The organism is Halorubrum sp. SD690R, from assembly GCF_005435035.1.
In the GTDB taxonomy this organism is placed as follows: domain Archaea; phylum Halobacteriota; class Halobacteria; order Halobacteriales; family Haloferacaceae; genus Halorubrum; species Halorubrum ezzemoulense.
Genome location: NZ_SGTV01000008.1, coordinates 60313 through 83977, shown reverse-complemented (window position 1 = coordinate 83977; position 23665 = coordinate 60313). Strand labels below are relative to the sequence as shown.

Below are 23665 nucleotides of genomic sequence, written 5' to 3'. Positions count from 1 at the left end.
ATCCGACGGAGGGCTCGGATCGCATGCGTATCGGGCTTCGGCGGGAGTCTCAAAAGGCGCGCCGATAGCGCAAAGACCGGTCGTAGCTACCCGCCGCTCACTCCCGCTCGCGCGGCGCGATGCCGAACGGATGCTCCGCCAGTATCTCGTATCCGTCTTCAGTGACGAGGACTAGGTCTTCCAGCCTGACGCCGCCGATATCCGGATCGTAGACGCCGGGCTCGACGGTGACGACGTGTCCCGGACGCAGTTCGCCCGCGCCCGACAGCGACGGCCTCTCGTGGAGGCTCACGCCCACGCCGTGGCCGGTGCCGTGGGTGAAGCCGGCCTCGCCCTCTCCGGCGTTCGGGTCGAAGCCGTAGGCGGCGAGCTCCGCCGCCGCCTCGCCGTGAACGGTCTTCGCCGGGACGCCCGGCTCGACCTCGTCGAGCGCGGCCTCGCGCGCGGCCTCGACCGCGACGTACGCCCGCCGCGCCCAGCCGCCGTCGCCGTCGACGACGAACGTCCGGGTCGCGTCGCCGTAGTACCCGTCGGGACCGCGGGGCGAGACGTCGAGCAGTACGGTCTCGCCCGGCCGGACCGGGTCGTCGCCGACGTAGTGGAGGTCGGCCGCCGAGGGACCGGCGCCGATCACGGTGTTGCCCGCGTCGCGGACGCCGCGCGCGGCGAGGGCCGCGTTCACCTCGCGGCGGAGTCGCTCCGTCGTCAGCGGCTCCCCGTCCCACCGGAGCGGGGGTCGGCGGTCGTCGTCGGCCCGCCCGGCCGCCGTCTCCTCGCTCCCCTCGTCGACGGCCTCGCAGTCGGCGAGGACGGCCTCGGCGCGGGCGATCCCGGCCACCGTCGCGCGCTGGACGCGCCGGATGCGGTCCCGCTCCGCCGGCGTCTTTCGCGCCCTGGCGGTCGCGACCGCCTCCGTCGACGCCGGCTCGAACCCCGCCCGTTCGAGGTACACCGCGGCGTCGTGCGGAATCGACGCGGGCGTCAGGACTCCTTCCCCGTCGCCGCTCGCTCCCCCCGCGAGATCCGCGGCGGCCGCGGCCGCGCGCTCGCCGGCGTGGTCGCCGACGCGCTCCGTCCGGACCTCGCGGGCGACCCCGTCGTGGAAGCCGACCTCGTCGTCGGTCGGCCCACCGTTCCCCGATTCGTGGGACGCCCGCGCGCTCGCGACGAACTCGCGTTCGGCCTGCTCGCCGAACAGGGCGGGCGCACAGAGGACGGCGCGGCCGACGGTGTCGCCGGTCGCTTCGCCCGTCGGGACGACGACCAGCGCGGAGGGCCTGTCCGGGCCGGCGAAGCGGGAGAGGTAGCGCAGGTCGTCGTCGAAGCGGTCGCCGACGGCGACGAACGCGGCCGCGTCGGCGTCGCGGACCGCCTCGACGATCGGTCGGAGGTCGGTCCGGAGCGGGCGGGGATTTTTTGCGTGGTCGGTGGCGGTCGCGTCGTCCTCGCTCACGGCTCGGGCTCTGGCACCGCCAGCTCCGCCTGGACCTCCTCGACGAGTTCCTGGGCCGGCTCCTCCCGGAGCTCGTTGAACAACAGGACGCTGATCGGCAGCGTCGGCGCACCGCTGATGAGGCTCTCCATGATCACGAGCCGCTCGCGGGCGCGGGACATCCCGACGTAGAAGACGCGGCGCTCGTTGTCGGTGAGGACGGGTACGGGACTCGTCGACTTCGTGAACTCCTCGACGCCGTCGACGTCGGTCGGGTCGTCGATGGAGGCCGCCATCTGCTCGACGACCTTCTCCGTGAGGTCGGTAGCGACGAACACGTGGTCGGCCTCGCGGCCCTTCGCCGAGTGGATCGTGCCGACGCGGACGCGGGTCGGGTCAGTGCCTTGGTACTCGCCCTCGAAGTACGCGCCCATCGACTTGCGCTGGAAGCTCGTTACCTTCCGGACCATGTCGTCGGCGCTGGCGGTGTCGGGCATGAACGGGATGTACTCGTCGAGCGTGTCGGCCGCGATGTCGATGTCGGCGACATCGTCGGAGTCGGCCGCCTCCTCGCGGTCGTCGAGGAAGTCGTAGAACTCCTCGCGGTCGTGGGTCCCGAACGCCGACTCCTGGAGCATGTCCGCCAGCCGCCGTGCCTCCAGCCCGGTGACCGGGTCGCCGGCCTCGGCCTTCTCGATCGCGCTGACGTAGTCCTGGACGCGGTCGGTCCACATCCGCCCGTCGGTGAGCATCGTGAACGGGATGCCGTGGTCGATGAACTCGTCGATGAAGTCGAACATCTGGTACCGGGCGCGGAACAGGCACATCACGTCGCCCTCGTCGTCCTCGACGGTGTACCGGACGTTCCGGACGAGCTCGATCATCGACGGCGACTCGATCGCCTCGACGGAACCGCCCTCCGTGCGCGGGTGGAGGTCCTTCTCCTGCCGCTTGTCGATGTGGCGGATCTCGGCGTTGACGACGTTGAGGATCTCCGAGGGGAGCCGGTAGGAGTTCGGGAGGACCACGTCCTCGTCGACGTCGGTGTCGAGGAGGAGGTCGGGGTCGGCCCCCTGCCACGCGTAGACGACCTGGTCGTCGTCGCCGGCAATGAGCACCTTCTCCATGTGCGGGCGCCACTCCTCGAAGACGTTGTACTGGAGCGTCGTGATGTCTTGGAACTCGTCGATGATCAGGTAGTCGACGCTGGGGACGAGCGAGCGCTGCGCGACCCGTTCGAGCATGTCCGCGAAGCCGACGAGGTCGTTTTCCCCCTTGTACGTCCGCCACGCCCGGATCGTCTCGGGGATGTCGATCCGGTCGTCGTCGGAGGGCCACGTCGGCGTGTACTTGTTCCCCTGCTGGGCGTTGGGGTCCTCCTCGGGCGGGAGCCGGACCTCCTCGACATTCCACTGGAAGGGCACGTCGTACCAGTCGGCCACGTCGCGCTCGGTGCGCTGGAGCCACTGCGAGGTGGCGATGATCTTGTTGCCGATGGTCGTCGACCGCGCGGTCCGGCGACCGGCGCCGCCGTGCTGGTCCTCGAACTCGATGCCGTACTCCTCGCAGAACGCCTCCTTGTCGTCCTCGCCCACCACGTCGCCTCGCGAGAGGTCGAGCAGCTCGTACGCCTTCGCGTGCATCGTGCTCACGTTCCCTTGGAGGCTGCGCGGGGAGATGTCGAGCCGCTCGGCGAGCCGTTCGCGGATCTCGGCGGCGGCCGCGCGCGTGTACGAGACGACGAGCACGTCGCGCACGTCGGCGCCCTCCTCGTCGAGGATCTCCTCGACGCGGTCGAGGAGCGCGGTCGTCTTCCCGCTCCCGGGCCCCCCGAACAGCCGCGTCACCGTGGTATCAGTCATTATTACCTCCAGATTCCGGTTCTCCTTAAACGCCGTGGCTCGGTTGCCCTCGATGCGCGCGCCGGACCGCGGCGGCAGAGCGTCGCGTCATCGTCCGGTCGGTCCGTCAGCCGCTCCGCGTCGCGCGCGCTTCCCGCACGTCGGCGCCGTCGCGGACCAGGTCCTCGCAGGCCGGACAGACGCGGGGCCGATCGACCTCGTTCGGGGTGAACACCCGAACGTAATCTGTCGTGACGAAGGAACCGCAGTTCTGACAGGTCGGCATGATAGTCACTATCGAGTAATTCCACATAATACTACCGGGGGGTATGACGGAAAGAAAATTCGCGGAACGCGGCGCGCGTCAGTTCGGCCGCCAGTCGCAGACCGAACACGTCGCGGTTCCTTCCTCGTGGAGCGCACCGCACTCGGGACACTGGAGCTTGTTATAGGATCGCTCCCAGCCTACGATCTCCGTCTCGTGGCCGCGGTCGGAGAGGAACTCGTCGAACACGTCGTCGTCCGAGCTGGGTGCACTACTAGACATGCGTGTCATCGTATGCCACACCAATATATATGTCTTTCTGCCGTTCTCGTCGCTGCGAATTACGCGGACAATCGATCAACAAGAGATACAAAAAGAGTCGAAACCAAACATCAGGGCAGACCGAACGCCGCGGGCGGAAGCGTAGCGTCGCTCACCACGGCTCGTTTTTGACTCCGAGCGCGTACGCGCCGACGTTCGTGACGACGTGGAGGACCGGAGTCATCACGAGGATGACGGCGAGGACGCCCGGTGTGAACGCAGCGAGCGCCCAGTCGGTGTCGACGAGGAAGACGAGCCCCAGCGCGCCGACGACGAAGTCCAACTGGTCCAGACCGGGGAACGCGGCGCCGCGCTCGCGGCCCGAGCGACGCTTGAGGAACGAGGCGCCGATGTCGCCGCACATCGCGCCGAAGGCGAGCGCGAACGCCGCCGGGAGCGCGAACGTCGGCAGGTCGCTCCCGAGCGCCGCGCTCGCTGGGGCGGCGAGCGCGTTGAGCGCGAGCGCGAGCAGGACGCCGACGAGAGTGCCGACCGCGGTGCCGCGCCATGTCTTCCCGTCGCCGAGCAGCCGCGCCCCGCGCCACTCGCGGCCGCCGTCGATGGGGCGTCCGCCGCCGGCCAACACCGCGGCGTTGTTCGGGACGTACGCCGGGAGCATCGCCCAGAACGCGGTCGCGACGAGCGTACCGATCATGTCCCCACGGGCGGCGCGCAGCGTGTTATAAACCCCGGATCCGTCGCCGCCGGTCGCCGCACCGCACACGCGATTGCGGTCGTCGCCGCCGACTCGACAAAGGTAAAGTTCGCGCCGGCCGGAACGCTCAGTATGATCCCCCCAGTCGCTAGCCGGTTCGTCGCCGGCGAGAGCGTCCCGGCGGCCCTCGACCACGTCCGCGCCGCGAACGAGGACGGCGTCGCGGTCATTCTGAACCTGCTCGGCGAACACTACGACGACCCCGCGGACGCCCGCGCGGACACCGACGCCTACCTCGGGCTGCTCGACGACATCGCCGATAGCGGCCTCGACGCCTGCGTCTCGGTGAAGCCCTCGCAGATCGGGATGGACGTCTCGACCGACCTGTTTGAGGAGCACTACCGAGAGATCGTCGCTCGTGCCCACGAGGTCGACGCGTTCGTCTGGTGCGACATGGAGGACGCAGACACCACCGACGCCACCCTCGACGCCTTCGAGTCGATCGCCGCCGACTACCCGTGGAGCGTCGGGCAGTGCGTCCAGTCGAACCTCAGGCGCACCGCGGACGACCTCGACCGCCTGATCGACGTTCCGGGGAAGCTCCGGCTCGTGAAGGGGGCCTACGACGAGCCGTCCTCGATCGCGTACACCGACAAGGCTCGCGTCGACGAGGCGTACCGCGACGACCTGACGACGCTGTTCGAGCGGCGCGACCGGGGGATCGCGGTCGGCAGTCACGACCCCGAGATGATCTCGCTCGCCGACCGGCTCGCCCGCGACCGCGGCGCCGACTACGAGGTCCAGATGCTCATGGGGGTCCGCGAGGACGCCCAGCGCGACCTCGCCGCGCAGGGGGTCGACGTCCACCGGTACGCGCCCTACGGCGACAAGTGGCTCTCGTACTTCTACCGCCGCGTCCGCGAGCGCAAGGAGAACCTGACGTTCGCGGCGCGGGCGGTGCTGGGGCAGTAGTCGACGCGACGCCTCGCGACCTCGCCCGCGCCGCCGGCGCGTGGAAGCCCTCTTAAGGATTGCCGACACATACCGATCCGATAGATGTCCACGTGGAAACGCGACTTCGCCAGCGGGCTCATCGTGCTGGCGCCGCTCCTCGTCCTCCTGTTAGTCCTCCGCTGGATCTACCAGTACATCGCCTCGATCCCGCTCATCGAGGGGCTCCAGCCCGAGGTCATCCCGGCGCCGCTAGAGCCCGTCTCCCGCGTCGTCATCGCGTTCGCAGTGTTCGCGACCGTGGTGCTCGCGGTGGGGTACTTCATGCGGACGACGCTGGGTCGGCTGGCGGAGTCGGCGGTGGACGACGCGATCAACCGGATCCCAGCACTCCGAGTCGTGTACAACGCCTCGAAGCTCGCGATCGAGACGGCGATCTCCGGCACCGACGAGCTACAGAGCCCGGTGTACATCGAGACGTGGCCCGGGATCCGGATGACCGCGTTCCGGACGGGGAAGAAGACCCGAGACGGAAAGATCGTCCTGTTCATGCCGACCGCCCCGAACATCACCACCGGCTTCGTTATCGAGGTCGAACCGGACCGGGTCGAGGAGACCGGCGAGACGGTCGAGGAGGGGATGACGCGGGTCCTCTCCGCCGGATTCGCCGAGTCCGCTCATCAGGTCCCCGTCCACGAGGAGGCGCCCACGGAGGGCGACGGCGACGGGACCCCGGGCGGCTTCGGACGCGTCCGGACGGACGGGACCCCGAGCGACGGCGAGGGGTCGGCGACCGACGGGAGCGGTTCGAGCGAGTAGCGGCTCGAGCGGCCGGCAGTTCGAGTGACTAGCGGCTCTTCGCGCGCGGCGATTTAAAAAGATCTAGAGAAAGCAGGCGAGGCGAGCTACAGGTAGGTGAACCACTCGTCGTGGTCGTCGGTCCGCCGCTCGACCAGGTCGAAGAACGCGTCCTGAAGCTCCTCGGTCACCGGGCCGCGGCTTCCCGAGCCGATCTCCGTGTCGTCGACCGAGCGGATCGGGGTGACCTCGGCCGCGGAGCCGGTGAAGAACAGCTCGTCGGCGGTGTACAGCTGTCCGCGGGAGATGACCGCCTCGTCGTGGACCTCGTAGCCGCGCTCCTCGGCGAGGGCGATCACGGTGTCGCGGGTGATCCCCTCGAGGATCGACTGCGCGGGGCCGGTGGTGTATATCTCGCCGTCGTTGACCATGAAGATGTTCTCGCCCGGTCCCTCCGCGACGTTCCCCTCCTTATTCAGGACGATGGCCTCGACGTAGCCGTTCCGGCGCGCCTCCTCGCCCGCCAGCATGGAGTTGACGTAGAGCCCGGTCGTCTTCACGTTCGTCGGCACCTGCGAGGAGGCGTGCTTCCGCCACGAGGAGACCATCACGTCGACCCCCTCCTCGAGGGCCTCCTCGCCGAGGTACGCCCCCCACGGCCACGCGGCGAGGACGAGGTCGGTCGGACAGCCCTTCGGCGAGACGCCGAGCGAATCGTACCCGTAGTAGGCGATCGGTCGGACGTACGCGGAGTCGAGGTCCTGCCGATCGAGGAGTTCGAGGGTCGCCTCGGTGATCTCCTCGCGCGAGTGCTCGATGTCCATGTCGTACATCTTCGCCGAGTCGAACAGCCGGTCGAGGTGTTCCTCCCACCGGAAGATCGCCGGCCCCTGCTCGGTGTCGTAACAGCGGACGCCCTCGAACACGCCGCTCCCGTAGTGGAGCGCGTGGGTCAGAACGTGGGTCGTCGCGTCCTCCCAGTCGAGGAACTCCCCGTTCTTCCAGATCGTGTCGACGTCCATCTCGTCGAATCCCATACTCGGTAGTTGCGGCCGGCGGGCTTAAAACTGTGACAACCGGTCGGGGTTGTCGGGACGGACCGAGTTTCGATTCCTCTGACGGGACAACGACAACCACTTACAAAGCCCCAGCCGCTCGGCGAAACAGAGACGATCCCGACACGAACACCGCCAGAGCCCCAGCCGTGAGGGCGACGTACGCTCGCTGCGCGCTTCACTCGGTCGCTCACTGCGTTCACTCCTTCGTTCCAGTGCTTGCGTCGCCTACGTCGCCCTCACGGCTGCCCCTTTGAGTCCCACCCCGCACCGCTCCGTACAGCACCTCTCACCTCCCCAGCCTCGTCAGTCGCCCCCGCTTCGCTCCGGCGACTGACTCCCTCGCACGCGCTGACTCGCGGTCGCCGAGGGCGACCGCTCGCAGGCGCGCGCCGACAGTAGCGGCGGTCGATTATTTCAGCGCCTCGACGAGGGCCGCGCCCTCGACGTACGGGATGTCGCGGCGGGCCGCGTAGGCGGCGGCGTCCGCGGGCGAGAGCGCGTCGCCCGTCTCGTCGTCGAGCATCTCGCAGACCACGGCGGCGGGCGCGGCGCCCACCGCCTCGGCCATCGCGAGGCCGAGTTCGGTGTGACCGGTGCGCCCCGAGAGCCCGTCGCGGTCGCCGCGCAGGAGGTGAACGTGACCCGGCGCGCGGAACTCCGCGGCGAAGTCCTCCGGGCCGTACCCGCCCGGGTCGCCGCGGACGCGGCCGGCCGCGTTCGCCACCTCGGCGATGGTCTTCGCGCGGTCCGCGTCGGTGATCCCGGTGAACGTCTCGCGGTGGTTCACGGGCAGCGAGAACGAGGAGCGGTCGTCGTAGTCCGGGTCGTCGTCGACCGCGGGGTGGTCGAGCGCGTCAGCGAGGAACGGCAGGTCGAACGCGTCGCCCACCGCGTCGCTCACGGCCACGCAGATCAGGCCGCCCGCGTCGTTGCGCATGTGCGCGACCGCGGCCTCGTCGACCGCGCCCGCGGGGTAGACGATGTCTGTCTCCCCCTCGCGGTCCGCGAAGTCGTGGACGCAGACGGGGTCGCCGGCGCGGAAGGCGTCAAGCGCGCGCTCGACCGCGTCGGCGTCGTCCGCGGGCTCGGTCCCCTCGGTGGCGTCGGCCGATTCCGCTCCGCCCGCGCTCGCCTCCGGGTCGGCGTCGACGTCGGCGCGCATCAGGCGACCTCCGTCTCGGCCGCGACCGATCCGGGCTCGTCGGCCCGGCTCGTCGGCTCGACGCGGACCTCCACCGCGTCGCCGTCGGCGAGGTCGAGCGCGTCGCGCAGCCGGTCCGGCGCGATCAGTTCGAGCTGGTCGTCGTCGTGGTGGGTCCGATCGGGGACGATGGCGTGGACCTCCTCGTAGCGCTCGTCGCCCGCGACGAGGGTGACCCCGTAGCAGGTGGCCGCGCCGTAGGTGCGCTCCTCGCTCTCCCACGCGTCGATGGGCACGGCGTCGATACCGGCCATCTCGCCGCGTCGGCGGACGCTCTCCTCGGTGAGGTCGACGTTGAGCGTGCCCGGGAACGGGTCGTAGCCGAGGCGCTCGCGGAACTGCTCGGCGTAGCCCGAGAGCGTGATGTAGTGGCGCCCCTCGCCCATCCCGCCGGTGACCGACCCACGGAGCGAGAGTCCGACGTCCGACTCGAACAGCCGGCGGTAGTCGGCGTACTCCGCGCGGAGCGCGGCTTCGCCCGCGTCCGTCACGCGGACCCACTGCCCGTCACTGACCACGTCGCGCTCGACGTAACCCGCGGATTCGAGGGTCTGGAGGCGCCGAGAGGCGGTCTGCGTTGAGGCGTCGAGCCGGTCACCGAGCGCCGCACACGACACCTTCGTCTCGGAGAGCCCGCCGACCAGCCCGACGTGCTTGAGGGCCGCGAGCGCGGCCGAGTCCACGTCGGTGTCCGCGTCGGTCGCCGTCGCGTCTGACATACCTTACAGTCGGTCGTCCGCGGGCAAAAGAGTAACGAATGTGGTACGCATCTCAAAAACGTTATGTGGTCGTAGAGCCGACCAAGAACCGCAGGATCAAACAGTTCGCCCGCTGGACATGTAACCCCGTCGGTGCCGGCCGGCTTCGCGATGTTTCGGTTCCTCGACCGAACCGATTCGGCCGCCGGATGCGAGCGACTCCCGCACGGGTCGTCGAAAGGTAAGGTACAAATACGAACGGCGATTGGTTCGTCGTGAGGGCTCGTAGATCAGTGGCAGATCGCTTCCTTCGCAAGGAAGAGGCCCGGGGTTCAAATCCCCGCGAGTCCATGTTTTCCGCCGCGAGCAAGGTCGTGAGCGGCGCAACCCGCGCAGCTCGCGCGGTCCCGTTCGTTGATCCTCACGAGACCCCTGTGAGCCCACTCGACTCCCGTTTCGGTCGTTCCGACCCGGTTCGCACGCCGGATCTCTCCCGTTGGAAGCGATTAAATACCCTCGGCGAATCCGTCGGCGTATGAGCGTCTCTGAGATACTCGAGGGAACCAACCTCACGCACCGTCAGATGGGGGTAATCATGGTCGGGTGGATCCTGTTGGTCTCGGTGATCGCCGTCGGTCTGCTCCTGTACACGTCGACGCTATAACCGGCTTCCCGACCGGTCCGGCGGGCGCGGCCCGAGTGCGAGGCGCTTTCTGCGTCCCGTCAGACCTCTCGGAACAGCGTTCGTCGTCGTCGTCCGCCTCGGGACGCCGCCGACGCCCCGCACTCTCGGCAACCGCGGCGGGTACCCCCGAGGTTATGAACGGACCCGCCGAACCCGCGACTCACATGGACGCCGCCGAGCGACGGATAGTCGGATTCACCGCGGGATCGCACGGGCTCGTCCACACATACGAGCTGTCGATCCCCATCCTGTTGACGGTGTGGGTGGGTGAGTTCTCGACGACGGCGGCCGCGCTCGGCGTCGTCGTCACGCTCGGCTACGGGCTGTTCGGGGTCGGTGCGCTGCCGGGCGGTATCCTGGTCGACTGTTTCGGGTCGAAGCCGCTCATCCTCGCCTGCCTCGCCGGGATGGCGGGCTCGTTCCTCGCCGTGAGCCTCGCGCCGACGCTCCCCGTCCTCGCCGTGGCCGTCGCGATATGGGGACTCACCGCGAGCGTCTATCACCCCGCGGGGCTGTCGCTGCTCTCGACCTCGGTCGACCAGCGCGGGACCGCGCTCGGCTACCACGGGATCGGCGGGAACCTCGGGATCGCGCTCGGTCCGCTGGCGACCGCGCTGCTGCTCTTGGCGTTCGACTGGCGGCTCGTCACGGCCGCGCTCGCGCTCCCCGCGGTCGCCGTCGCCGCGTACGGCGTCACCGTCGACGTGGACGCGGCGCTCTCGTCCGCGGACCCCGAGCCGGGAGCGTCGGCCGCCGACGGGGGTCCGAACGGGGACTCGACCGGCGGCGCGAGCGGCGATGTCTCGCTGTCGTCGGTCGCGACGGACACTCGGATCCTGATCGCCGGGGGGTTCCTGCTCGTGTTCGCGTTCGTCACGTTCAGCGGGCTCTACTACCGGACGTTCCTCACGTTCCTGCCGGACCTCCTCGGCGACGTGCTCGGCGGGCTCGTCGACCTCCAGTTGGTCGACCCGGAGAGCCCGTACGCCGATCAGTTCGACGCGGGACGGTACCTCTACGTGGCGGTCCTCACGGTCGGCGTGTTCGGCCAGTTCCTCGGCGGTCGGATCGCTGACCGCGTGCCGCCGGAGCGCGGGCTGATGGCGCTGATGGGTGTTCTGTCCGCGCTCGCGCTGCTCTTCATCCCCGCGACGGGGGCGGTCGCCACGTTCGTCGCGGTGTCGCTCGCGCTCGGCGTCGCGCTGTTCACCGTCCAGCCGCTCTCGCAGGCGACGGTGGCGGCATACTCGCCCAGCGAGGCGCGCGGCCTCTCGTTCGGCTACACGTACGTCGGGATCTTCGGGATCGGCGCGCTCGGGTCGACGCTGGCCGGAACGATACTCACCCGGGCCGGCCCGTCGGAGCTGTTCGTCGTGCTGGCGATCATCGCGGCGCTCGGCGCGGTGTCAGCGACGGCGGTGTCACGCTTTGCGACGCGACGGGACTGATCCGGGGCGCCGCTGGTCAGTCCGCGCCCCCGTCGCGGTCGCCTTCGTCCTCGGCTGAGTCGTCGTCGCCCGCTCGTTCGCCGGAATCGTCGTGATCGTCCGCCCCGTGGCCGTTCGCTTCTCCTCCCCCGTCGTCCGCCTCGCCCTCCCCGTGGTCGCCCGCTTCTGCCGCTTCGTCGTCCGCCTCGTACTCCTCGTGATCGCCTCTTTCCCCTCCGTCGTCCGCATCTCCGTCGCGCTCTCCCTCCGACTGGACGTCGATCGTGACGGGCCCGCTGTCGGTCTCGGTCGCGTCCGGATCGGCCTCCGTCGTCTCGCGTCCGGCTTCGTCGTGCTCGAACGGCTCGTCCTCCGCCGACTCCATCTCGCTCAGTGCGTAGCCGACGGCGTAGCCCGTCGACCCGCCCAGCAGCGCGCCGATGCCGGCGCCGACGGGGCCACCCCGAGCGCCGAGGACCGCCCCGGTGAAGCCGCCGACCGTCGCCGCGCGCTCCGCGTCGCGCTCGGGATCGCCGGTCGGTTCGAGCGGGTCCCCTTCGTGCCGGTCCGCGCTGTCGTGGTCGTGTGCGCCCATACCACGCTTTGCGGCCGCACAGGTCTATATCTCTCGCCGCTCAGGCGGTGTGTTTCGCTTCCTCTGAATCCTCGACGATCTCGACGCCGCGGTTGTTGACCGCGTAGGGGTCGAGCCCCTGTTCTTGGAGGAACTGCTTGTACAGCCGCTCTGCGGTCTCGCCGTCCTTTTGCTTGTCGCTGGCGTGGTCGCAGAGTTCGACGAGGGTCTCGGGCACGTCGTTCTCGTGGACGATCCAGTGGTTGATCGTGTCCGACAGGCGGCGGATCGGCGAGGTGAAGTGGCCGTAGATGTCGAAGTTGAGCGCGTGGTGGCCACCGAACGGGTCGTTCATGTACTTCGCGCGCGGCATCACCTTCAGCACGGCGCGCTGGATCTTGTTGAGCTGGCGCTCGGGCGACTCCTCCAAGGCGGCGTTGACCGCCTTCCGGGGGTCGTCGCCCCACGCCTCGCCCGGGATGGAGACGCCGTCGAGCTCCTGGATCTCTTTGAGCGCCTCGTTCCACTGGTCGGGGGTCGGCTGCGGGTGGACGCGGTACATCGCCTCGACGCCGCGGTCCCACATCAGCGTGTGCGTCACCGCCTTGTTCGCCTTCAGCATCGACTCCTCGATGATGGTGTGCGCGCGGTCGCGCCGGGGATTTAAGACGAGCGAGCCGTCCGCCTTGCGCTGCTCGTGCATGCGGTCGGCGAGCTCGAAGGCGAGCGCGTTCTCCTCGCCGAGGGGGAGCGAGGGGTCCTCCAGCCGGTTCTCGCACTCCTTGTAGGTGAGTCGCTCGTCGGAGTTAATGACGGACTTGTAGATGTCGATGTCCTCGAAGGATAGCGTCTCGTCGTCGATCTCCATCTCGACGGTGTGCGCGAGTCGGTCCTCGTTCGGGACGAGCGAGCAGACCGTCTCGGCCAGCACCGGCGGAAGCATGTGGATCGTGTAGTCGGGCATGTAGACGGTGTTGGCGCGCTCGACCGCCTCCTCCCACATCGCGGTGTCCGGGGTGACGTAGTGGGTGACGTCGGCGATGTGGACCCACAACCGGTAGGCGCCCTCCTCGCGTTTAATCGAAATCGCGTCGTCGAAGTCCTGCGCGTCGACCGGGTCCGTGGTCCACGTGGTGAGGTCGCGGAGGTCCTCGCGCTCGTCGATCTCGGCCTCGATTTCCTCGTAGACGCCCTCGGTCCGCGCCTCCGCCTCGCGGAGGACCTCGCTCGGGAACTCGTCGCGGATCTCGAACTCCTCGAACAGCTCCTCGCGCTTCTCCGCGAGTCGGTCCGCGAGCTCCGGCGTGATCGTCACGGGGCCCTGGTCCTCGGCGGACCCGGGCTTCGGCTCGTCGTCTGACATACCTCCACCAACGCGGGTCCGTTAGAAAGGCCTGTCGGGCGGGCTGACGGGGACTCGATCCGGCGACGGGGCTACCGGTCTCGGTCGCGGTCGCGGTCGGAGCGCCGCCTATCCGACTGGCCGCGGTCCGAGCGCGCACCCGATCTGTCCTCGTCGGTGCGGTCAACGTCGCCGCCCGCCACCGCCTCGACGTAGCGGTCGAGGAACTCCTCGTCGGTGAGTCCGTCCGCCTCGATGGAGCGTAGTAGCGATTCGAGCCCGTCGCGAGGCTGGTGACAGATTTCGTCGTCGCAGTCGGCACAGAGGTACTCGAACTCCTTGTCGCGCCGGCTCCAGCGGTCGCCCTCCTTGTCGTACTCGCGGGCGTCCTCCCGCAGCACCGAGTCCCCGCACGCGATACAGACGACCGTTCGCCGGTCCCGACTTCCCCGGGAGCCCCACATACCGCGCATCTCGTTCCCGCCCCACTTAGCGTTTGGTGCGCGGCCGACGCGCGTTCGACGTGATTTCGGGCCAGTCGTCGGGCGGGGTTTCGGGTCGGTCCGACGGACCCGACCGCAACGAGCGGTGTCCACGCCCGGCCGCGGCGACGAGAGGTGTACACATATTACCGTGGGCGCGCTGGCCCTTGTATGACGATCACCGAGTCCGACCTCCCGGGGGTCGGGAAGAAGTTCGAGATCGAGTTAGGCGGCGGCGAGGAGATGATCGTCGTCATCCACAACACCGGGAAACGCGAGGTGTTCCGGCGGAGCGACCCCGACGCCGACTCCGAGAAGGCGTTTGAGTTCTCCGACGACCTCGCGCGGACGATCGGCTCGATCATCGAGGGGGCGTACTTCCAGCCGGTCGAACCGGAGACGCAGGAGACGACCCTGCCGGGCGGCATCCTCTTGGAGTGGTACGAGCTTCCCCCCGGATCGCCGCTCGTCGGCGAGACGCTGGAGAGCGCCGACATCGGTAACCGGACCGGGCTCGCGGTCGTCGCGATCCAGCGCGACGACGAGGTGATCGACAGCCCGGACGCCGGGACCACCCTCGGCGAGGGCGACACCCTGATCGGGGTCGGCACGCCCGAGAACTGCGCGGCGTTCGAAGAGATCCTCACGGGATGAGCGGTCGATTCGGCGCGTCGGATCTCGACGCCCCGGATGCCGTGTCGGCCGCGGTCGCGTCCGGCACCGCGGTCGTTGTCGCCGGCGGTGGTCGGTAGTGGCGCTGCTCGACGTCGGCGTCATGTTCGTCGCGGTCGCGGTCGCCGGCGCGCTCGCGAACCGCCTCGGACAGTCCGTGATCCCCGCCTATATCCTCGTCGGGATGCTGCTCGGCGAGTTCGTCCTCGGCCGGCTCTCGCTCCCCGCCGTCGGAACCGTCCACGTCCCCGAGACGGAGTTCATCTCACTCGGCGCGGAGCTGGGGATCGTCTTCCTGCTGTTCTTTCTCGGGCTGGAGTTCAACCTCGACCGGCTGTTCGCTCGGGGGCGTCAGATCGGGACCGCGGGCACGATCGACCTAGCGAACTTCGGGGTCGGGCTCGTCCTCGGCTGGCTCGTCTTCGGCGCGTTCCTCCCGGCGTTCCTGGTCGCGGGCATCGTCTACATCTCCTCGTCGGCGGTGATCACGAAGTCGCTCATCGACCTCGGCTGGATCGCCAACGACGAGGCGGAGCCGCTGCTCGGCACCCTGGTGTACGAGGACCTGTTCATCGCGGTGTACCTCTCGGTCGCGTCCGCCTTGGTTCTCGGCGGCGGCGATGTCGCGACCGCCGCGGTCGACGTGGGGATCGCGCTCGCGTTCATCGCCGGGCTGCTCGGGGTTGTCCGGTTCGGCGGTCCGCTGTTCGAGCGGCTGGTCGCGACCGACAACCGGGAGTTCGTGGCGCTGCGCGCCGTGGCCGCGGTCGTGTTCGTCGCCGGCGCGGCGCTCGCGCTCGGCGTCAGCGAAGCGGTCGCGGCGTTCTTCGTCGGGATGGCGTTCTCCGCGACGGAGCGGGTCCACACGGTCGAGACGGTCCTCGAACCGGTCCGGGACGTGTTCGCCGCGGTGTTCTTCTTCTGGATCGGGCTCGTCACGGACCCCGCCCTGTTCGCCGATGTCGCGGCGCTCGTCGCGCTCGCCGTCGTCGTGACCGCGCCGTCGAAGCTCGTCACCGGCTACCTCGCGGGGCGCGCGTTCGACCTCGACGTCCGCCGGTCGACGCGGGTGGGACTCGGGATGACCACCCGCGGCGAGTTCTCGCTGATCATCGCGACGGTCGCGGTCACCGGCGCGAACGCGGGGACGTTTGACCCGGCACTCGCGGGGACGATCAACGCGTTCGCGGTCGGCTACGTCCTCGTGATGGCGGTGCTGGGCACGACGCTGATGAGCTACTCCGCGCCGTTCGAGTCGATCGCGACCTCGTGGTTGGATCGCGGCGGAGCGGACGGCGGCGGTGTAAACGGGTAGCGTTTCGGCGTCGCCGCAGTGTACGTATAAATGATCGACCGCGGATCGACGGTGAACACCGCCAACGCCCCAGGCGCTCGTTTATAAATAGTCATCAACGGATCGACGGCGAACGCCGCCAAAGCCCCAGCCGGGAGGACGGCGCACGCTCGCTGCGCTCCTCGTCGCTCGTTTTACTCGCTCCTACGGTGCTTACGTCCCCTGCGCCGTCCTCCCGGCTGCCCCTTTGAGTCCCGCCCCGCACAGCACCGCACCTCACGCCTCCCCAGCCTCGTCAGTCGCCGTCGCTTCGCTCCGGCGACTGACTCCCTCGCACCGGCGGTTCGCGGCCCTTCGGGCCGCTCACCGGGGCGCGCCGACCGCCGATTTATAAATGTCTCTCGCCGTCCCGCCGGTCATTTATAAACAGCGTCGCCGCGCTCGTCGCCTACTCGGTCGCGACCGGGCCGCGGCCGACGACGTCCTCGACCGCTTGGAGGAAGTCGCTCCGGCTCTCGAAGAGGGGCACCTCCGAGTCCGCGAGTACGTCGTCGAGCGTCTGCGGGCCGTCGGGCGTCCGGATCTCGGCGTCGCCCTCCTGTTCGCGGACGTCGCTGCGCGTCGCGGGCCACGTGAGCCGCGACGCGACGCGGGCGACCGGCTCGCCGGCCACGTCCGGCCCGTCGCCGAGTTCGACGGCCGGCGCCGCTTCCGCCTCCTCGTCCTCGTCCGCATCGGTGTCGCTCATGCCCCGCGGTTCCGCTCGGGCGACACTAATGGTTTCGATGCCGTCCGGTCGCCCGCGGGGCGATCCCCGCCCGCTCGGTCCGACTGGGGGAATACACCCGGAATAATTCGGTAATACTGTTATATCATCCGGCGGCACTTACCGGTTGGGGGCACGGCACACGACTCCCGTACTCGCGTGTCGGACGTCGGCACGCCGGTCTCCGCCTCTTCCGTTTTGCGACACCGACGCCGAGCGGCGCGTCGCCCCCGGCGACGGCCACGGCCACGAGTCACCGGTCCCGCGGCTCGCCTCGCCGCCGGTCACGCCCACCCGCGGTCGGTCCGGTTCAGCCGCTCGCAGCCGTCCTCGGTGACGACCACGAGGTCCTCGATCCGGCAGCCGAACCGTCCGTCGAGATAGATCCCGGGCTCGACGGAACACACCATTCCCGGCTCCAACTGGCGGTCGTTTCCGGCGACGAGATACGGCTCCTCGTGGACGTCCAAGCCCACACCGTGGCCCGTCCGGTGGACGAACGCGTCGCCGTACCCGGCCGCCTCGATGACCTCCCGCGCCGCGCGGTCGACGGCGGACGCAGGGACGCCGGGCACGACCGCCTCGACCGCGGCCGCCTGCGCCTCGCGCACGACCTCGTGGACCTCGGCGTACGCCTCGTCTGGCTCCTCGCCGAAGACGAGGGTCCGCGTTTGGTCGGACGGGTAGCCGTCGACGCGCGTCCCGAAGTCGAGGACGACCGGCTCGCCAGCGCCTATCTCCCGGTCGCCGTGGCCGTGGTGGGGTTTCGCGCCGTTCTCGCCCGCCGCGACGACCGTCTCGAAGCTGACGCCGCGGCCCCCGCGCTCGCCGAGTCGGTCCGCGATCCACTCGGCGAGCGCGGCCTCCGTCATGCCCACCGCGTCCGGGCCCAGTTCCCGGAGGTCGCCGACGACCGCGTCCGCGACCCCCGCGGCCTTCCGCAGCGCCGCCACCTCGGCCTCGCCCTTCCGGACCCGGAGGTCGGCGAGCGCCTCGCTCGCGAGCCCCCACGTCGCGTCGGGGGCCGCCGCCCGGAGGTCCTGCGAGAACTGCGCCCACATGGTGTCGTCGACGAGGAGCCGCCCGCCGTCGATCCCCCGGTCCGCGAGCAGTTCGCGCGTCGCCGCGACCGGGTCCTCGCCGTCGGCCCACGTCCGGACCTCACTGACGGTCGTCGCCTCGCGGACCTGCGTCTCGTACAGCGCCGGCACGAGCAGCGCCGGCTCCGGGTCGGCGGCGCCCGCCGCCGGCACGACGAGGAAGAAGTGTCGCTCGCCCGGCTCCTCGGCGAAGCCGGTGAGGTATTCGAGGTTGCGGCTCGGGAACGCGACCAGTCCGGCCGCGTCGACCGCGTCCAACCGGCGCGCGGTCCGCCCGCGTCGTCGCTCGTGCGGGCGGGTCGACCCCTCCGCTCCCGCCCCGCCCGCGTGTGCGTCGTCGGTCACGCGCCGACGTTCGGACTCGGTATATAAGTAGGGTGGCGTTGACGGGGCAGCAAGCGGCGCATAACTACTGGTGAGTGGTTGTTACGTAATACCATGTCGACCGAGAACGCGGCGACGTTCGACTGCCCCGAGTGCGACGTGAGCGCGCCCTCGACGTCGGTCCCGTACGACTCGCTCGGCTACGTCGTCTGCCCGGTGTGCGGCTACGCGGCCACGCCGGAGCGGTCGTCGAGCGCGGACCGCTCGCCGAGCGCGGGCGACTGACTCGCGGGGACACAGGCCTCGAAGTCGGGAGGCACCCGCGCGACCGCCTCGGAACCGCACCGCTTTAGCCGCGGGGCGCGTCGGGTCCGATATGGGCTGGTCGCTGGAGCGCGACGACGGCACGGTCACCGAGTGGGAGCGATCGGACGGGTACGCGACCGTCAGGCTCCGGGAACGAACCGACGGGGAGTTCGTCGTCCGCCTCGACGTGATGGAGCAGGCGGCCGACGACTCCGCCTACGAGCGGGAGCGGTTCGACGACCGCGATGCCGCCGAGGAGCGCGCGGTGGCGTGGCGCGACGCCCGCGACCTCGACGACTGACGCTGGCCGCTCCGACAACCGAGCGCGGTTCGCCTGCTCTCCAACTTACTCGATGTCGACTTCCTCGTCGAGAAACACCTGACACTCGACGGTCCGGCCTTCGGGGTCCTCGGCGAAACACTGGTAGATGTCGTACGTCTCGTTCTCACGCGGCGGCGTCACGACCGCGTCGCCGAGCCGCTCGCTCGCGGCGTCGACCGCGTCACGGTCCGGGTAGACGAACGTGAGGATGCCGCAGTCGTCGACCTCGTCGCGCTCGCAGAACCCGAACAGGAAGCCGCCGAACGCCAGGATCGTACAGTCGGGCTGTTCGACCCGCACCGTCGCGCCCAGTCGCTCGCGGTAGAACTCGACGACCGCCTCGCGCCGCTCCGTCGCGTGGAAGACGATTCCGGTCACGTCGGCCCGCTCGCGCGGCGAGCACTTTATCGCTCCGGGTGGGTCGGCGCGTCGAACCCGCCCCGGACGAGTGGCTTCGCGACGTGTCGGCGCGCGCTCGGCGGGACCTCGTACCAGCCGGCCTCGAGGTCGCGCTCGATCGGCTCCGCGACCTTCCCCGGCGCCTCAGTCCCGCAGTCGCGGCACCGGTACCCCTGATCGCTCCCGGCCGACGACATCGAGCGACCGCAGTCCGGGCAGGTCGGCACCGCGGGCGCGGTCCGGACGAGGTCGCGGACGGCGAACTTCTCCAGCTTCAGGGTGCTCGCCGGCTCGTCCGCGTTGTCCCGGACCTCGTGCTCGCCGCAGAGCGTGACCCGGTCGCCGGGGCGGAGCGCCCGGACGCGGTCGCGGAACCGGCCCGTCGGGGCGAACGCGACGGCGCGGAGGCGGTCGGCGTCGGTCTCACCGTCCGACCCCACTCCGGCGGCGTCGCTCGCGACGTCGACGTGGACGTGGCCACCCCGCTTCGTCTCCGGCGCGCTCGCCACCGCGCCGGCGACCCGATAGCCCGCGCCGTCGCGGAGGTCGCCGATCCGGCTGGGTGCGAGGTGGGCGTCGGTGCCCTGGTTCGTCAGGAACGTCGCGGCCCGCTCGGTCGGCTCGCCGTCGACGGCGGCCGCCACCGCTCGACACGCGGCCGCGTCGTCCCCCCGGATCCCGTAGAGGATCGGGCCGGGCGCGTTCGGCACGCAGACGGTCTTCCCCGTGCCGCGGTCGACCGTGTCCCACACCGCCGGATACCCCTCGTCGGCGGCGGCGAAGACGCTCTCGGCGTCGACCTCGCGGGGCGTCCCGCAGCGGTCGAGTTCGCGGTAGGTGATGCGCTCGAACGTCCAGTCGTCGAACGCGGCCGGCGCGCCGACCGCGGCGAGCGCGCCGATCCGCCCCCGGCCAGCGACCGCGTCCGATTCGCCCGCGCCGCCCGCCGACCCGACCGCGACGTGTCGGAACCCGTGTTCGTCGGCCAGCCCGACGGCCTCGGCGACCGAGAGCCGCTCGCGGAGCGCGCGCCGCGCGAACGCGGCCACCGCGCCGGGGATCGGCGTTCCGGTCGGATCGAAGGGGTCGCCGGCGACGTCGAGGTCCGCGACCACTACGCCGGGCGAGGTACGCGGGTCCGCGGCCGCGGCGAACGCTTCGACCGCCTCCGCCGCGACCGACGCGGCCGACTCCGCGTCCGTCCCGGTGACGTGGAGCGCGACCGCGGCGTTCCCGCGTGTCTTGTGTTTCACGGCCGGATTGAGGCGGACGAGCAGCCGGCGCCGGACCCGAGCCCCGGCGTCAGCGAGGCGCTCCGCGATCCGCGTCGCCACGTAGGTCGTACACATCCCGCGCTCGCGGGAGTCGGTGTCGTCGACGGCGACGATCGGCATGTCGCGACGTTCGCGTCGCCGAGGCAAGCCCCTTTCGAGGCCGGTCGAGGCTGCTCCGGGCCGGCTGAGGCGATCCAGCGACCGCTCGGGTATATAACCGTTTCCCGCCGCGGGAGGAAGAAATCGCCCGCGGGCGGTGGGTTCGCCGGCGAACGGGCGACACAACGCATATATACGGCGAGACGCTTGTTCCGGCTATGTCCCGGACTGCGCTCATCGGGAACGTCACCGCGATGCTGGAGGACGCAGGGTTCCTCGTCAGCGACCGGTGTGCGGTCCGGCCCAAGAGCTTCGACGTGGCGGCCCGCCGTAACGAGGACCTCCTCCTCCTGAAGATCCTCGGCAACGTCGACGCGCTCGACGCGGAGACCGGCGCGGAGATGCGCCGGCTCGGCGAGTACCTCAGGGGGACGCCGATGGTGATCGGGATCCGGACCCGCGACGAGGAACTGAAGCCCGGCGTCGTCTACTTCCGACACGGCGTCCCGGTGATCAACCCGGACACCGCCTACGACCTCTTCGTCGAGGGGATGCCGCCGCTCATCTACGCCGCCCCGGGCGGGCTGTACGTCAGCCTCGACGGCGACCTCCTCGCCGACGAGCGCGAGGAGCGCGGCTGGTCGCTCGGCCGGCTCGCGAACGAGCTGGGCGTCTCCCGGCGCACCGTCTCGAAGTACGAGGACGGGATGAACGCCTCCATCGAGGTGGCGATCCAGCTGGAGGAGCTGTTCGACCAGCCGTTCTCCAGCCCGGTCGACGTGCTCGACGGCGCGGACGAGGTCCGCGACTCGGAGCCGACGCCGTCGGCCCCCGAGGCCGACCCGGACGACGAGCACGTCCTCCACGTGCTGACGAGCGCCGGGTTCACGGTCCACCCGACCGCCCGCGCCCCGTTCAAGGCCGTCTCCGAGGACGAGGACAGCCCCGAGACGCGCGTGCTCACCGGCCACTCCGCGTTCACGGCCGCGGCCGAGAAGCGCGCCCGGATCATGTCCTCCATCGGCGAGGTCGCCCGGACCCGATCGGTGTACTTCACCGAGGAGAAGGAGAAGCGCGAATCGGTCGACGGCACCGCCTTGGTCTCCTGCGAGGAACTCGCCGACGTCACCGACCCCGAGCAGATCCGCGAGCTGATCCGCGACCGGGCCCGCGCTCCCTCGGAGGCCTGACGAGCCGCCGCGCTCCGCTCAGCGACCGAGTAGCCGACTGAAAAATCCGCCGTCGCCCTCTTCCTCCTCCTCGTCAGCGGACGACGCGTCGGCGTCGTCTGTCGCCTCTCTGCCGGCGTCGCCGTCCGGCTCGTCCTCGTCCGATAGCACGGTGTTCATCGTCCCGGTGTCGTCGTCGCGGAACGGGATGCTCCCCGCGAGTTCATCGTCGATGTCGTCCGCCGCTGGGTCGGCGCTCGTGGTCCCCTCGCCGTCCGCCTCTCCGCGCTCGGTGGCCGCCTCGCGTGCCGTCTCGTCCGCGTCGGGGATCGCGTCCGGCTCCTCCTCCGTCTCGGCCTCGGGGCCGGTGGCCTCGAGCTCGGCGGCCGCCCTCCCTCCAGCCATGGACTCGTCACCGGCGTCGGTTCCGCCGGCCTCGTCGTCGCTCGCCGCATCGCCGACGGCCTCGCGAGTCGGCTCGTCGTTCTCGACGCGCTCTTTCGGGTCGCCGCGGGCGTCGCGTGTTTCCCCGTCGGTATCGTCGCTCACGTCTCCGTCCGCGCCGTCGTCACCGCCTTCCTCCGTATCGTCGCCCACGTCTCCCTCCGCGTCGTCGCTCACCTTTTCGTCCGCGTCGCCGTCCGGCGGTTCGCTCTCGCTCGCGACGATGATGTCGTCGCCGTCGCCCGGCTCGGCCACGCCGCTCGCGTCGGGGTCCGCGACGATGATGTCTTCGTCCGACTCGGGCTCCGTGCCCTCGTCTTGGTCCGCCTCGGCCTCGGCGGCCGCGTCCTCATCCGTTTCCCCGGCAGCGTCCCGCTCGCTCACCTCGCTCGGGCCGCCGTCGTCCGCGTCGTCCGCCGCCGGTCCGTCGTCGACGATCACGGCGTCGTCGTCCGTCGCGGTCGGCTCGCCGTCGCCCTCCGGGTCGTCCGCCCCGGCTCCGCTCGCGGCGTCGGCCGCGGACCCGTCGAGTCCCGCCCCCTCCACCTCGGCGCCGGTCAGCGCTCGGGTCAGGTCGCGGTAGGCCCGCGTCGCCGGCGCGTCGGGCGCGGCCTCCGGCAGGGACCGGCCCGCCGCCGCGGCCCGGGCCACGGCCTCGTCTTCGGGGATCCGTCCGAGGACGGAAGCGTCGAGCAGCGCCGTGACGACCTCGTCGGCGTCGGCCGTCACGCGGGTGATCGCGGCGCCCGCGACCGTCCCGCCGAGTCGCTCCGTCAACTGCCGCGTCTTCTCGGTGTCGCCGAGGGCGCTCCGCTCCGGCGTCGAGACGAGCAGCGTCTCGTCGGCGATCGCGAGCGGGAGCGTGGAGTCGTGCGACAGTCCCGCGCCCGCATCGACGAACACGTAGTCGGCGCCGTCGAACGCCTCGACGACCCCGCGGAGCCTGGAGGGGTCCGCGGCCGCGTACGCGTCGAGGTCGGCCGCCCCCGGCACGACCCGCAGCCCGGACGGTCCCTCCCGGACCGCCGCCGCCGGGTCCGCGTCGCCGGCGAGTACATCGTGAATCGTGATCTCGCCGGGCGTCACCTCGACAGCGTCCGCGAGGTTCGCCATGCCGAGGTCGGCGTCGATCGCGACGACGTCGGCGCCCGAGTCCGCCAGCACCGTCGCCAGCGCGGCGGTCGTGGTGGTCTTCCCGACGCCACCCTTCGCCGACGCGACCGCATACACCGTTGCCATACGGTGACGGTCCGGCGACTGCTACTTAAATGTAGGCGGCGGCGCGCGACTGCGGCCGACGCGTTCGGCTCGAAGTACCGCCGAATCGCCTCAGAATCCGGTCGCACCCCCGCGGGCTTTCGCAAACACCTTATACGTCGCTTCTAGAGTTTCAGGCGATTAGTAGCATGGCGAGACCAGAGGTGCTCGAATCCATCAAGCAGGCCGAACGGGAGGCGGACGAGATCGTCGCGGAAGCGGAGTCCGACGCCGAAGAGCGCCTCGCCGAGGCTCGAGAGCGCGCGGACGAGATCCGCGCCGAGGCCGAGGAGGAGGCGGAGTCCGAGGCCCAAGAGCGGCTCGACACGGCCCGAGCGGAGATCGAGGAGCGGCGCGAGGAGATCCTCGAGTCGGGGCGTGCCGACCGCGACGAGCTCGAACGCGAGGCCCGCGACCGCGTGGAATCGGCCGTCGACTACGCCGTCGAGCGGTTCGAGGCGGCGGTTCACGAGCAGGCCGAGGAGGCGGTGGATGCTCAGGCCTGAGCA

Annotated in this window: 26 protein-coding genes and 1 tRNA gene; 11 read left to right on the top strand and 16 right to left on the bottom strand. The window is 70.5% G+C overall.

The window, feature by feature from the left end:
- Positions 1–97: 97 nt before the first annotated feature.
- The 5 genes from EXE41_RS06940 to EXE41_RS06925 form a co-directional block, all read right to left on the bottom strand.
- On the bottom strand, positions 98–1453 hold the full coding sequence (locus tag EXE41_RS06940; protein ID WP_137690626.1) for a Xaa-Pro peptidase family protein: 1356 nt from the start codon (positions 1451–1453) through the stop codon (positions 98–100).
- Positions 1450–3294, bottom strand: coding sequence for a UvrD-helicase domain-containing protein (locus tag EXE41_RS06935; RefSeq protein WP_049931748.1), 1845 nt, complete (start codon positions 3292–3294; stop codon positions 1450–1452). Before EXE41_RS06935 ends, EXE41_RS06940 begins: the two co-directional genes overlap by 4 nt.
- Before the next feature lie 106 nt (positions 3295–3400).
- Positions 3401–3559 carry a hypothetical protein gene (locus EXE41_RS19230; RefSeq protein ID WP_006111597.1) on the bottom strand — a complete coding sequence of 53 codons (159 nt, stop codon included), beginning with the start codon at positions 3557–3559 and terminating at the stop codon, positions 3401–3403.
- 78 nt (positions 3560–3637) lie between these two features.
- A complete protein-coding gene (locus EXE41_RS06930; protein WP_049931749.1) occupies positions 3638–3820 on the bottom strand; it encodes an HVO_0416 family zinc finger protein in 183 nt (60 codons plus the stop codon).
- Positions 3821–3971: 151 nt separating this feature from the next.
- On the bottom strand, positions 3972–4514 hold the full coding sequence (locus tag EXE41_RS06925; protein WP_137690625.1) for a CDP-2,3-bis-(O-geranylgeranyl)-sn-glycerol synthase: 543 nt from the start codon (positions 4512–4514) through the stop codon (positions 3972–3974).
- Between the two features lie 132 nt (positions 4515–4646).
- Between EXE41_RS06925 and EXE41_RS06920 the strand changes: the two genes are divergently transcribed.
- Together EXE41_RS06920 and EXE41_RS06915 are read left to right on the top strand one after the other, a co-directional pair.
- Entirely contained in the window at positions 4647–5486 is an 840-nt protein-coding gene (locus EXE41_RS06920) for a proline dehydrogenase family protein (RefSeq protein ID WP_049931754.1), read from the top strand.
- A gap of 84 nt (positions 5487–5570) precedes the next feature.
- Entirely contained in the window at positions 5571–6284 is a 714-nt protein-coding gene (locus EXE41_RS06915; RefSeq protein WP_049931755.1) for a DUF502 domain-containing protein, read from the top strand.
- Positions 6285–6370: 86 nt separating this feature from the next.
- Here EXE41_RS06915 and EXE41_RS06910 read toward each other — a convergent pair whose 3' ends face one another.
- The 3 genes from EXE41_RS06910 to EXE41_RS06900 form a co-directional block, all read right to left on the bottom strand.
- The gene (locus EXE41_RS06910) at positions 6371–7300 is read right to left on the bottom strand and encodes a branched-chain amino acid transaminase (RefSeq protein WP_049931757.1); all 930 of its coding nucleotides are present in this window, start codon (positions 7298–7300) and stop codon (positions 6371–6373) included.
- A 430-nt stretch (positions 7301–7730) separates the two neighbouring features.
- Positions 7731–8483, bottom strand: coding sequence for a 3,4-dihydroxy-2-butanone-4-phosphate synthase (gene ribB / locus EXE41_RS06905; RefSeq protein WP_137690624.1), 753 nt, complete (start codon positions 8481–8483; stop codon positions 7731–7733).
- On the bottom strand, positions 8483–9241 hold the full coding sequence (locus EXE41_RS06900) for a DUF120 domain-containing protein (RefSeq protein ID WP_049931759.1): 759 nt from the start codon (positions 9239–9241) through the stop codon (positions 8483–8485). Before EXE41_RS06900 ends, ribB begins: the two co-directional genes overlap by 1 nt.
- A gap of 258 nt (positions 9242–9499) precedes the next feature.
- Between EXE41_RS06900 and EXE41_RS06895 the strand changes: the two genes are divergently transcribed.
- The 3 genes from EXE41_RS06895 (at position 9500) to EXE41_RS06890 (ending at position 11353) form a co-directional block, all read left to right on the top strand.
- Positions 9500–9571, top strand: a tRNA-Ala gene (locus tag EXE41_RS06895).
- A gap of 184 nt (positions 9572–9755) precedes the next feature.
- Complete coding sequence (locus EXE41_RS19885) at positions 9756–9884, top strand: hypothetical protein (protein WP_255375966.1); 129 nt, start codon at positions 9756–9758, stop codon at positions 9882–9884.
- Between the two features lie 185 nt (positions 9885–10069).
- Positions 10070–11353 carry an MFS transporter gene (locus EXE41_RS06890; protein ID WP_137690654.1) on the top strand — a complete coding sequence of 428 codons (1284 nt, stop codon included), beginning with the start codon at positions 10070–10072 and terminating at the stop codon, positions 11351–11353.
- Between the two features lie 16 nt (positions 11354–11369).
- Here the strand turns inward: EXE41_RS06890 and EXE41_RS06885 are convergent, their stop codons facing one another.
- The 3 genes from EXE41_RS06885 to EXE41_RS06875 form a co-directional block, all read right to left on the bottom strand.
- On the bottom strand, positions 11370–11927 hold the full coding sequence (locus EXE41_RS06885) for a hypothetical protein (RefSeq protein ID WP_137690623.1): 558 nt from the start codon (positions 11925–11927) through the stop codon (positions 11370–11372).
- Between the two features lie 40 nt (positions 11928–11967).
- Positions 11968–13269: a ribonuclease R family protein gene (locus EXE41_RS06880; protein ID WP_086216569.1), complete on the bottom strand. Its 1302-nt coding sequence runs from the start codon at positions 13267–13269 to the stop codon at positions 11968–11970.
- Positions 13270–13340: 71 nt separating this feature from the next.
- Positions 13341–13712, bottom strand: a complete 372-nt coding sequence (locus tag EXE41_RS06875) for a hypothetical protein (protein ID WP_086216568.1) — start codon at positions 13710–13712, stop codon at positions 13341–13343.
- Between the two features lie 189 nt (positions 13713–13901).
- Here EXE41_RS06875 and EXE41_RS06870 point away from each other — a divergent pair, with 189 nt between their 5' ends.
- Positions 13902–14384 carry a cation:proton antiporter regulatory subunit gene (locus tag EXE41_RS06870; protein ID WP_086216567.1) on the top strand — a complete coding sequence of 161 codons (483 nt, stop codon included), beginning with the start codon at positions 13902–13904 and terminating at the stop codon, positions 14382–14384.
- 97 nt (positions 14385–14481) lie between these two features.
- Positions 14482–15717: a cation:proton antiporter gene (locus tag EXE41_RS06865; protein ID WP_137690622.1), complete on the top strand. Its 1236-nt coding sequence runs from the start codon at positions 14482–14484 to the stop codon at positions 15715–15717.
- A gap of 427 nt (positions 15718–16144) precedes the next feature.
- Here the strand turns inward: EXE41_RS06865 and EXE41_RS06860 are convergent, their stop codons facing one another.
- Both EXE41_RS06860 and EXE41_RS06855 read right to left on the bottom strand, forming a co-directional pair.
- The gene (locus tag EXE41_RS06860) at positions 16145–16444 is read right to left on the bottom strand and encodes a DUF5789 family protein (RefSeq protein ID WP_053772440.1); all 300 of its coding nucleotides are present in this window, start codon (positions 16442–16444) and stop codon (positions 16145–16147) included.
- 302 nt (positions 16445–16746) lie between these two features.
- Positions 16747–17907, bottom strand: coding sequence for an aminopeptidase P family protein (locus EXE41_RS06855; protein WP_137690621.1), 1161 nt, complete (start codon positions 17905–17907; stop codon positions 16747–16749).
- Positions 17908–18000: 93 nt separating this feature from the next.
- Between EXE41_RS06855 and EXE41_RS19225 the strand changes: the two genes are divergently transcribed.
- The gene (locus tag EXE41_RS19225; RefSeq protein WP_167373102.1) at positions 18001–18171 is read left to right on the top strand and encodes a hypothetical protein; all 171 of its coding nucleotides are present in this window, start codon (positions 18001–18003) and stop codon (positions 18169–18171) included.
- 91 nt (positions 18172–18262) lie between these two features.
- On the top strand, positions 18263–18493 hold the full coding sequence (locus EXE41_RS06850; protein WP_049931774.1) for a hypothetical protein: 231 nt from the start codon (positions 18263–18265) through the stop codon (positions 18491–18493).
- 45 nt (positions 18494–18538) lie between these two features.
- Here EXE41_RS06850 and EXE41_RS06845 read toward each other — a convergent pair whose 3' ends face one another.
- The gene (locus EXE41_RS06845; protein WP_049931776.1) at positions 18539–18892 is read right to left on the bottom strand and encodes a VOC family protein; all 354 of its coding nucleotides are present in this window, start codon (positions 18890–18892) and stop codon (positions 18539–18541) included.
- A 26-nt stretch (positions 18893–18918) separates the two neighbouring features.
- The gene (locus tag EXE41_RS06840; protein WP_086216952.1) at positions 18919–20307 is read right to left on the bottom strand and encodes a tRNA(Ile)(2)-agmatinylcytidine synthase; all 1389 of its coding nucleotides are present in this window, start codon (positions 20305–20307) and stop codon (positions 18919–18921) included.
- Between the two features lie 197 nt (positions 20308–20504).
- On the opposite strand from EXE41_RS06840, the gene EXE41_RS06835 reads away from it, so the two are divergent.
- A complete protein-coding gene (locus EXE41_RS06835; protein WP_049931780.1) occupies positions 20505–21476 on the top strand; it encodes a transcriptional regulator in 972 nt (323 codons plus the stop codon).
- An 18-nt stretch (positions 21477–21494) separates the two neighbouring features.
- On the opposite strand, the gene EXE41_RS06830 is transcribed toward EXE41_RS06835, so the two are convergent.
- Positions 21495–23138, bottom strand: coding sequence for a P-loop NTPase (locus EXE41_RS06830; protein WP_137690620.1), 1644 nt, complete (start codon positions 23136–23138; stop codon positions 21495–21497).
- 167 nt (positions 23139–23305) lie between these two features.
- Between EXE41_RS06830 and ahaH the strand changes: the two genes are divergently transcribed.
- The gene (gene ahaH / locus EXE41_RS06825; protein ID WP_049931783.1) at positions 23306–23662 is read left to right on the top strand and encodes an ATP synthase archaeal subunit H; all 357 of its coding nucleotides are present in this window, start codon (positions 23306–23308) and stop codon (positions 23660–23662) included.
- Positions 23663–23665 lie beyond the last annotated feature (3 nt).

Excerpts from the sequence above, each read along its gene's own strand:
- EXE41_RS06935 (WP_049931748.1), bottom strand. The coding sequence starts at position 3,294 with ATGACTGATACCACGGTGACGCGGCTGTTCGGGGGGCCCGGGAGCGGG.
- EXE41_RS19230 (WP_006111597.1), bottom strand. The coding sequence starts at position 3,559 with ATGCCGACCTGTCAGAACTGCGGTTCCTTCGTCACGACAGATTACGTT.
- EXE41_RS06930 (WP_049931749.1), bottom strand. The coding sequence starts at position 3,820 with ATGTCTAGTAGTGCACCCAGCTCGGACGACGACGTGTTCGACGAGTTC.
- EXE41_RS06925 (WP_137690625.1), bottom strand. The coding sequence starts at position 4,514 with ATGATCGGTACGCTCGTCGCGACCGCGTTCTGGGCGATGCTCCCGGCG.
- EXE41_RS06920 (WP_049931754.1), top strand. The coding sequence starts at position 4,647 with ATGATCCCCCCAGTCGCTAGCCGGTTCGTCGCCGGCGAGAGCGTCCCG.
- EXE41_RS06915 (WP_049931755.1), top strand. The coding sequence starts at position 5,571 with ATGTCCACGTGGAAACGCGACTTCGCCAGCGGGCTCATCGTGCTGGCG.
- EXE41_RS06910 (WP_049931757.1), bottom strand. The coding sequence starts at position 7,300 with ATGGGATTCGACGAGATGGACGTCGACACGATCTGGAAGAACGGGGAG.
- ribB (WP_137690624.1), bottom strand. The coding sequence starts at position 8,483 with ATGCGCGCCGACGTCGACGCCGACCCGGAGGCGAGCGCGGGCGGAGCG.
- EXE41_RS06900 (WP_049931759.1), bottom strand. The coding sequence starts at position 9,241 with ATGTCAGACGCGACGGCGACCGACGCGGACACCGACGTGGACTCGGCC.
- EXE41_RS19885 (WP_255375966.1), top strand. The coding sequence starts at position 9,756 with ATGAGCGTCTCTGAGATACTCGAGGGAACCAACCTCACGCACCGTCAG.
- EXE41_RS06890 (WP_137690654.1), top strand. The coding sequence starts at position 10,070 with ATGGACGCCGCCGAGCGACGGATAGTCGGATTCACCGCGGGATCGCAC.
- EXE41_RS06885 (WP_137690623.1), bottom strand. The coding sequence starts at position 11,927 with ATGGGCGCACACGACCACGACAGCGCGGACCGGCACGAAGGGGACCCG.
- EXE41_RS06880 (WP_086216569.1), bottom strand. The coding sequence starts at position 13,269 with ATGTCAGACGACGAGCCGAAGCCCGGGTCCGCCGAGGACCAGGGCCCC.
- EXE41_RS06875 (WP_086216568.1), bottom strand. The coding sequence starts at position 13,712 with ATGTGGGGCTCCCGGGGAAGTCGGGACCGGCGAACGGTCGTCTGTATC.
- EXE41_RS06870 (WP_086216567.1), top strand. The coding sequence starts at position 13,902 with ATGACGATCACCGAGTCCGACCTCCCGGGGGTCGGGAAGAAGTTCGAG.
- EXE41_RS06860 (WP_053772440.1), bottom strand. The coding sequence starts at position 16,444 with ATGAGCGACACCGATGCGGACGAGGACGAGGAGGCGGAAGCGGCGCCG.
- EXE41_RS19225 (WP_167373102.1), top strand. The coding sequence starts at position 18,001 with ATGTCGACCGAGAACGCGGCGACGTTCGACTGCCCCGAGTGCGACGTG.
- EXE41_RS06850 (WP_049931774.1), top strand. The coding sequence starts at position 18,263 with ATGGGCTGGTCGCTGGAGCGCGACGACGGCACGGTCACCGAGTGGGAG.
- EXE41_RS06840 (WP_086216952.1), bottom strand. The coding sequence starts at position 20,307 with ATGCCGATCGTCGCCGTCGACGACACCGACTCCCGCGAGCGCGGGATG.
- EXE41_RS06835 (WP_049931780.1), top strand. The coding sequence starts at position 20,505 with ATGTCCCGGACTGCGCTCATCGGGAACGTCACCGCGATGCTGGAGGAC.
- EXE41_RS06830 (WP_137690620.1), bottom strand. The coding sequence starts at position 23,138 with ATGGCAACGGTGTATGCGGTCGCGTCGGCGAAGGGTGGCGTCGGGAAG.
- ahaH (WP_049931783.1), top strand. The coding sequence starts at position 23,306 with ATGGCGAGACCAGAGGTGCTCGAATCCATCAAGCAGGCCGAACGGGAG.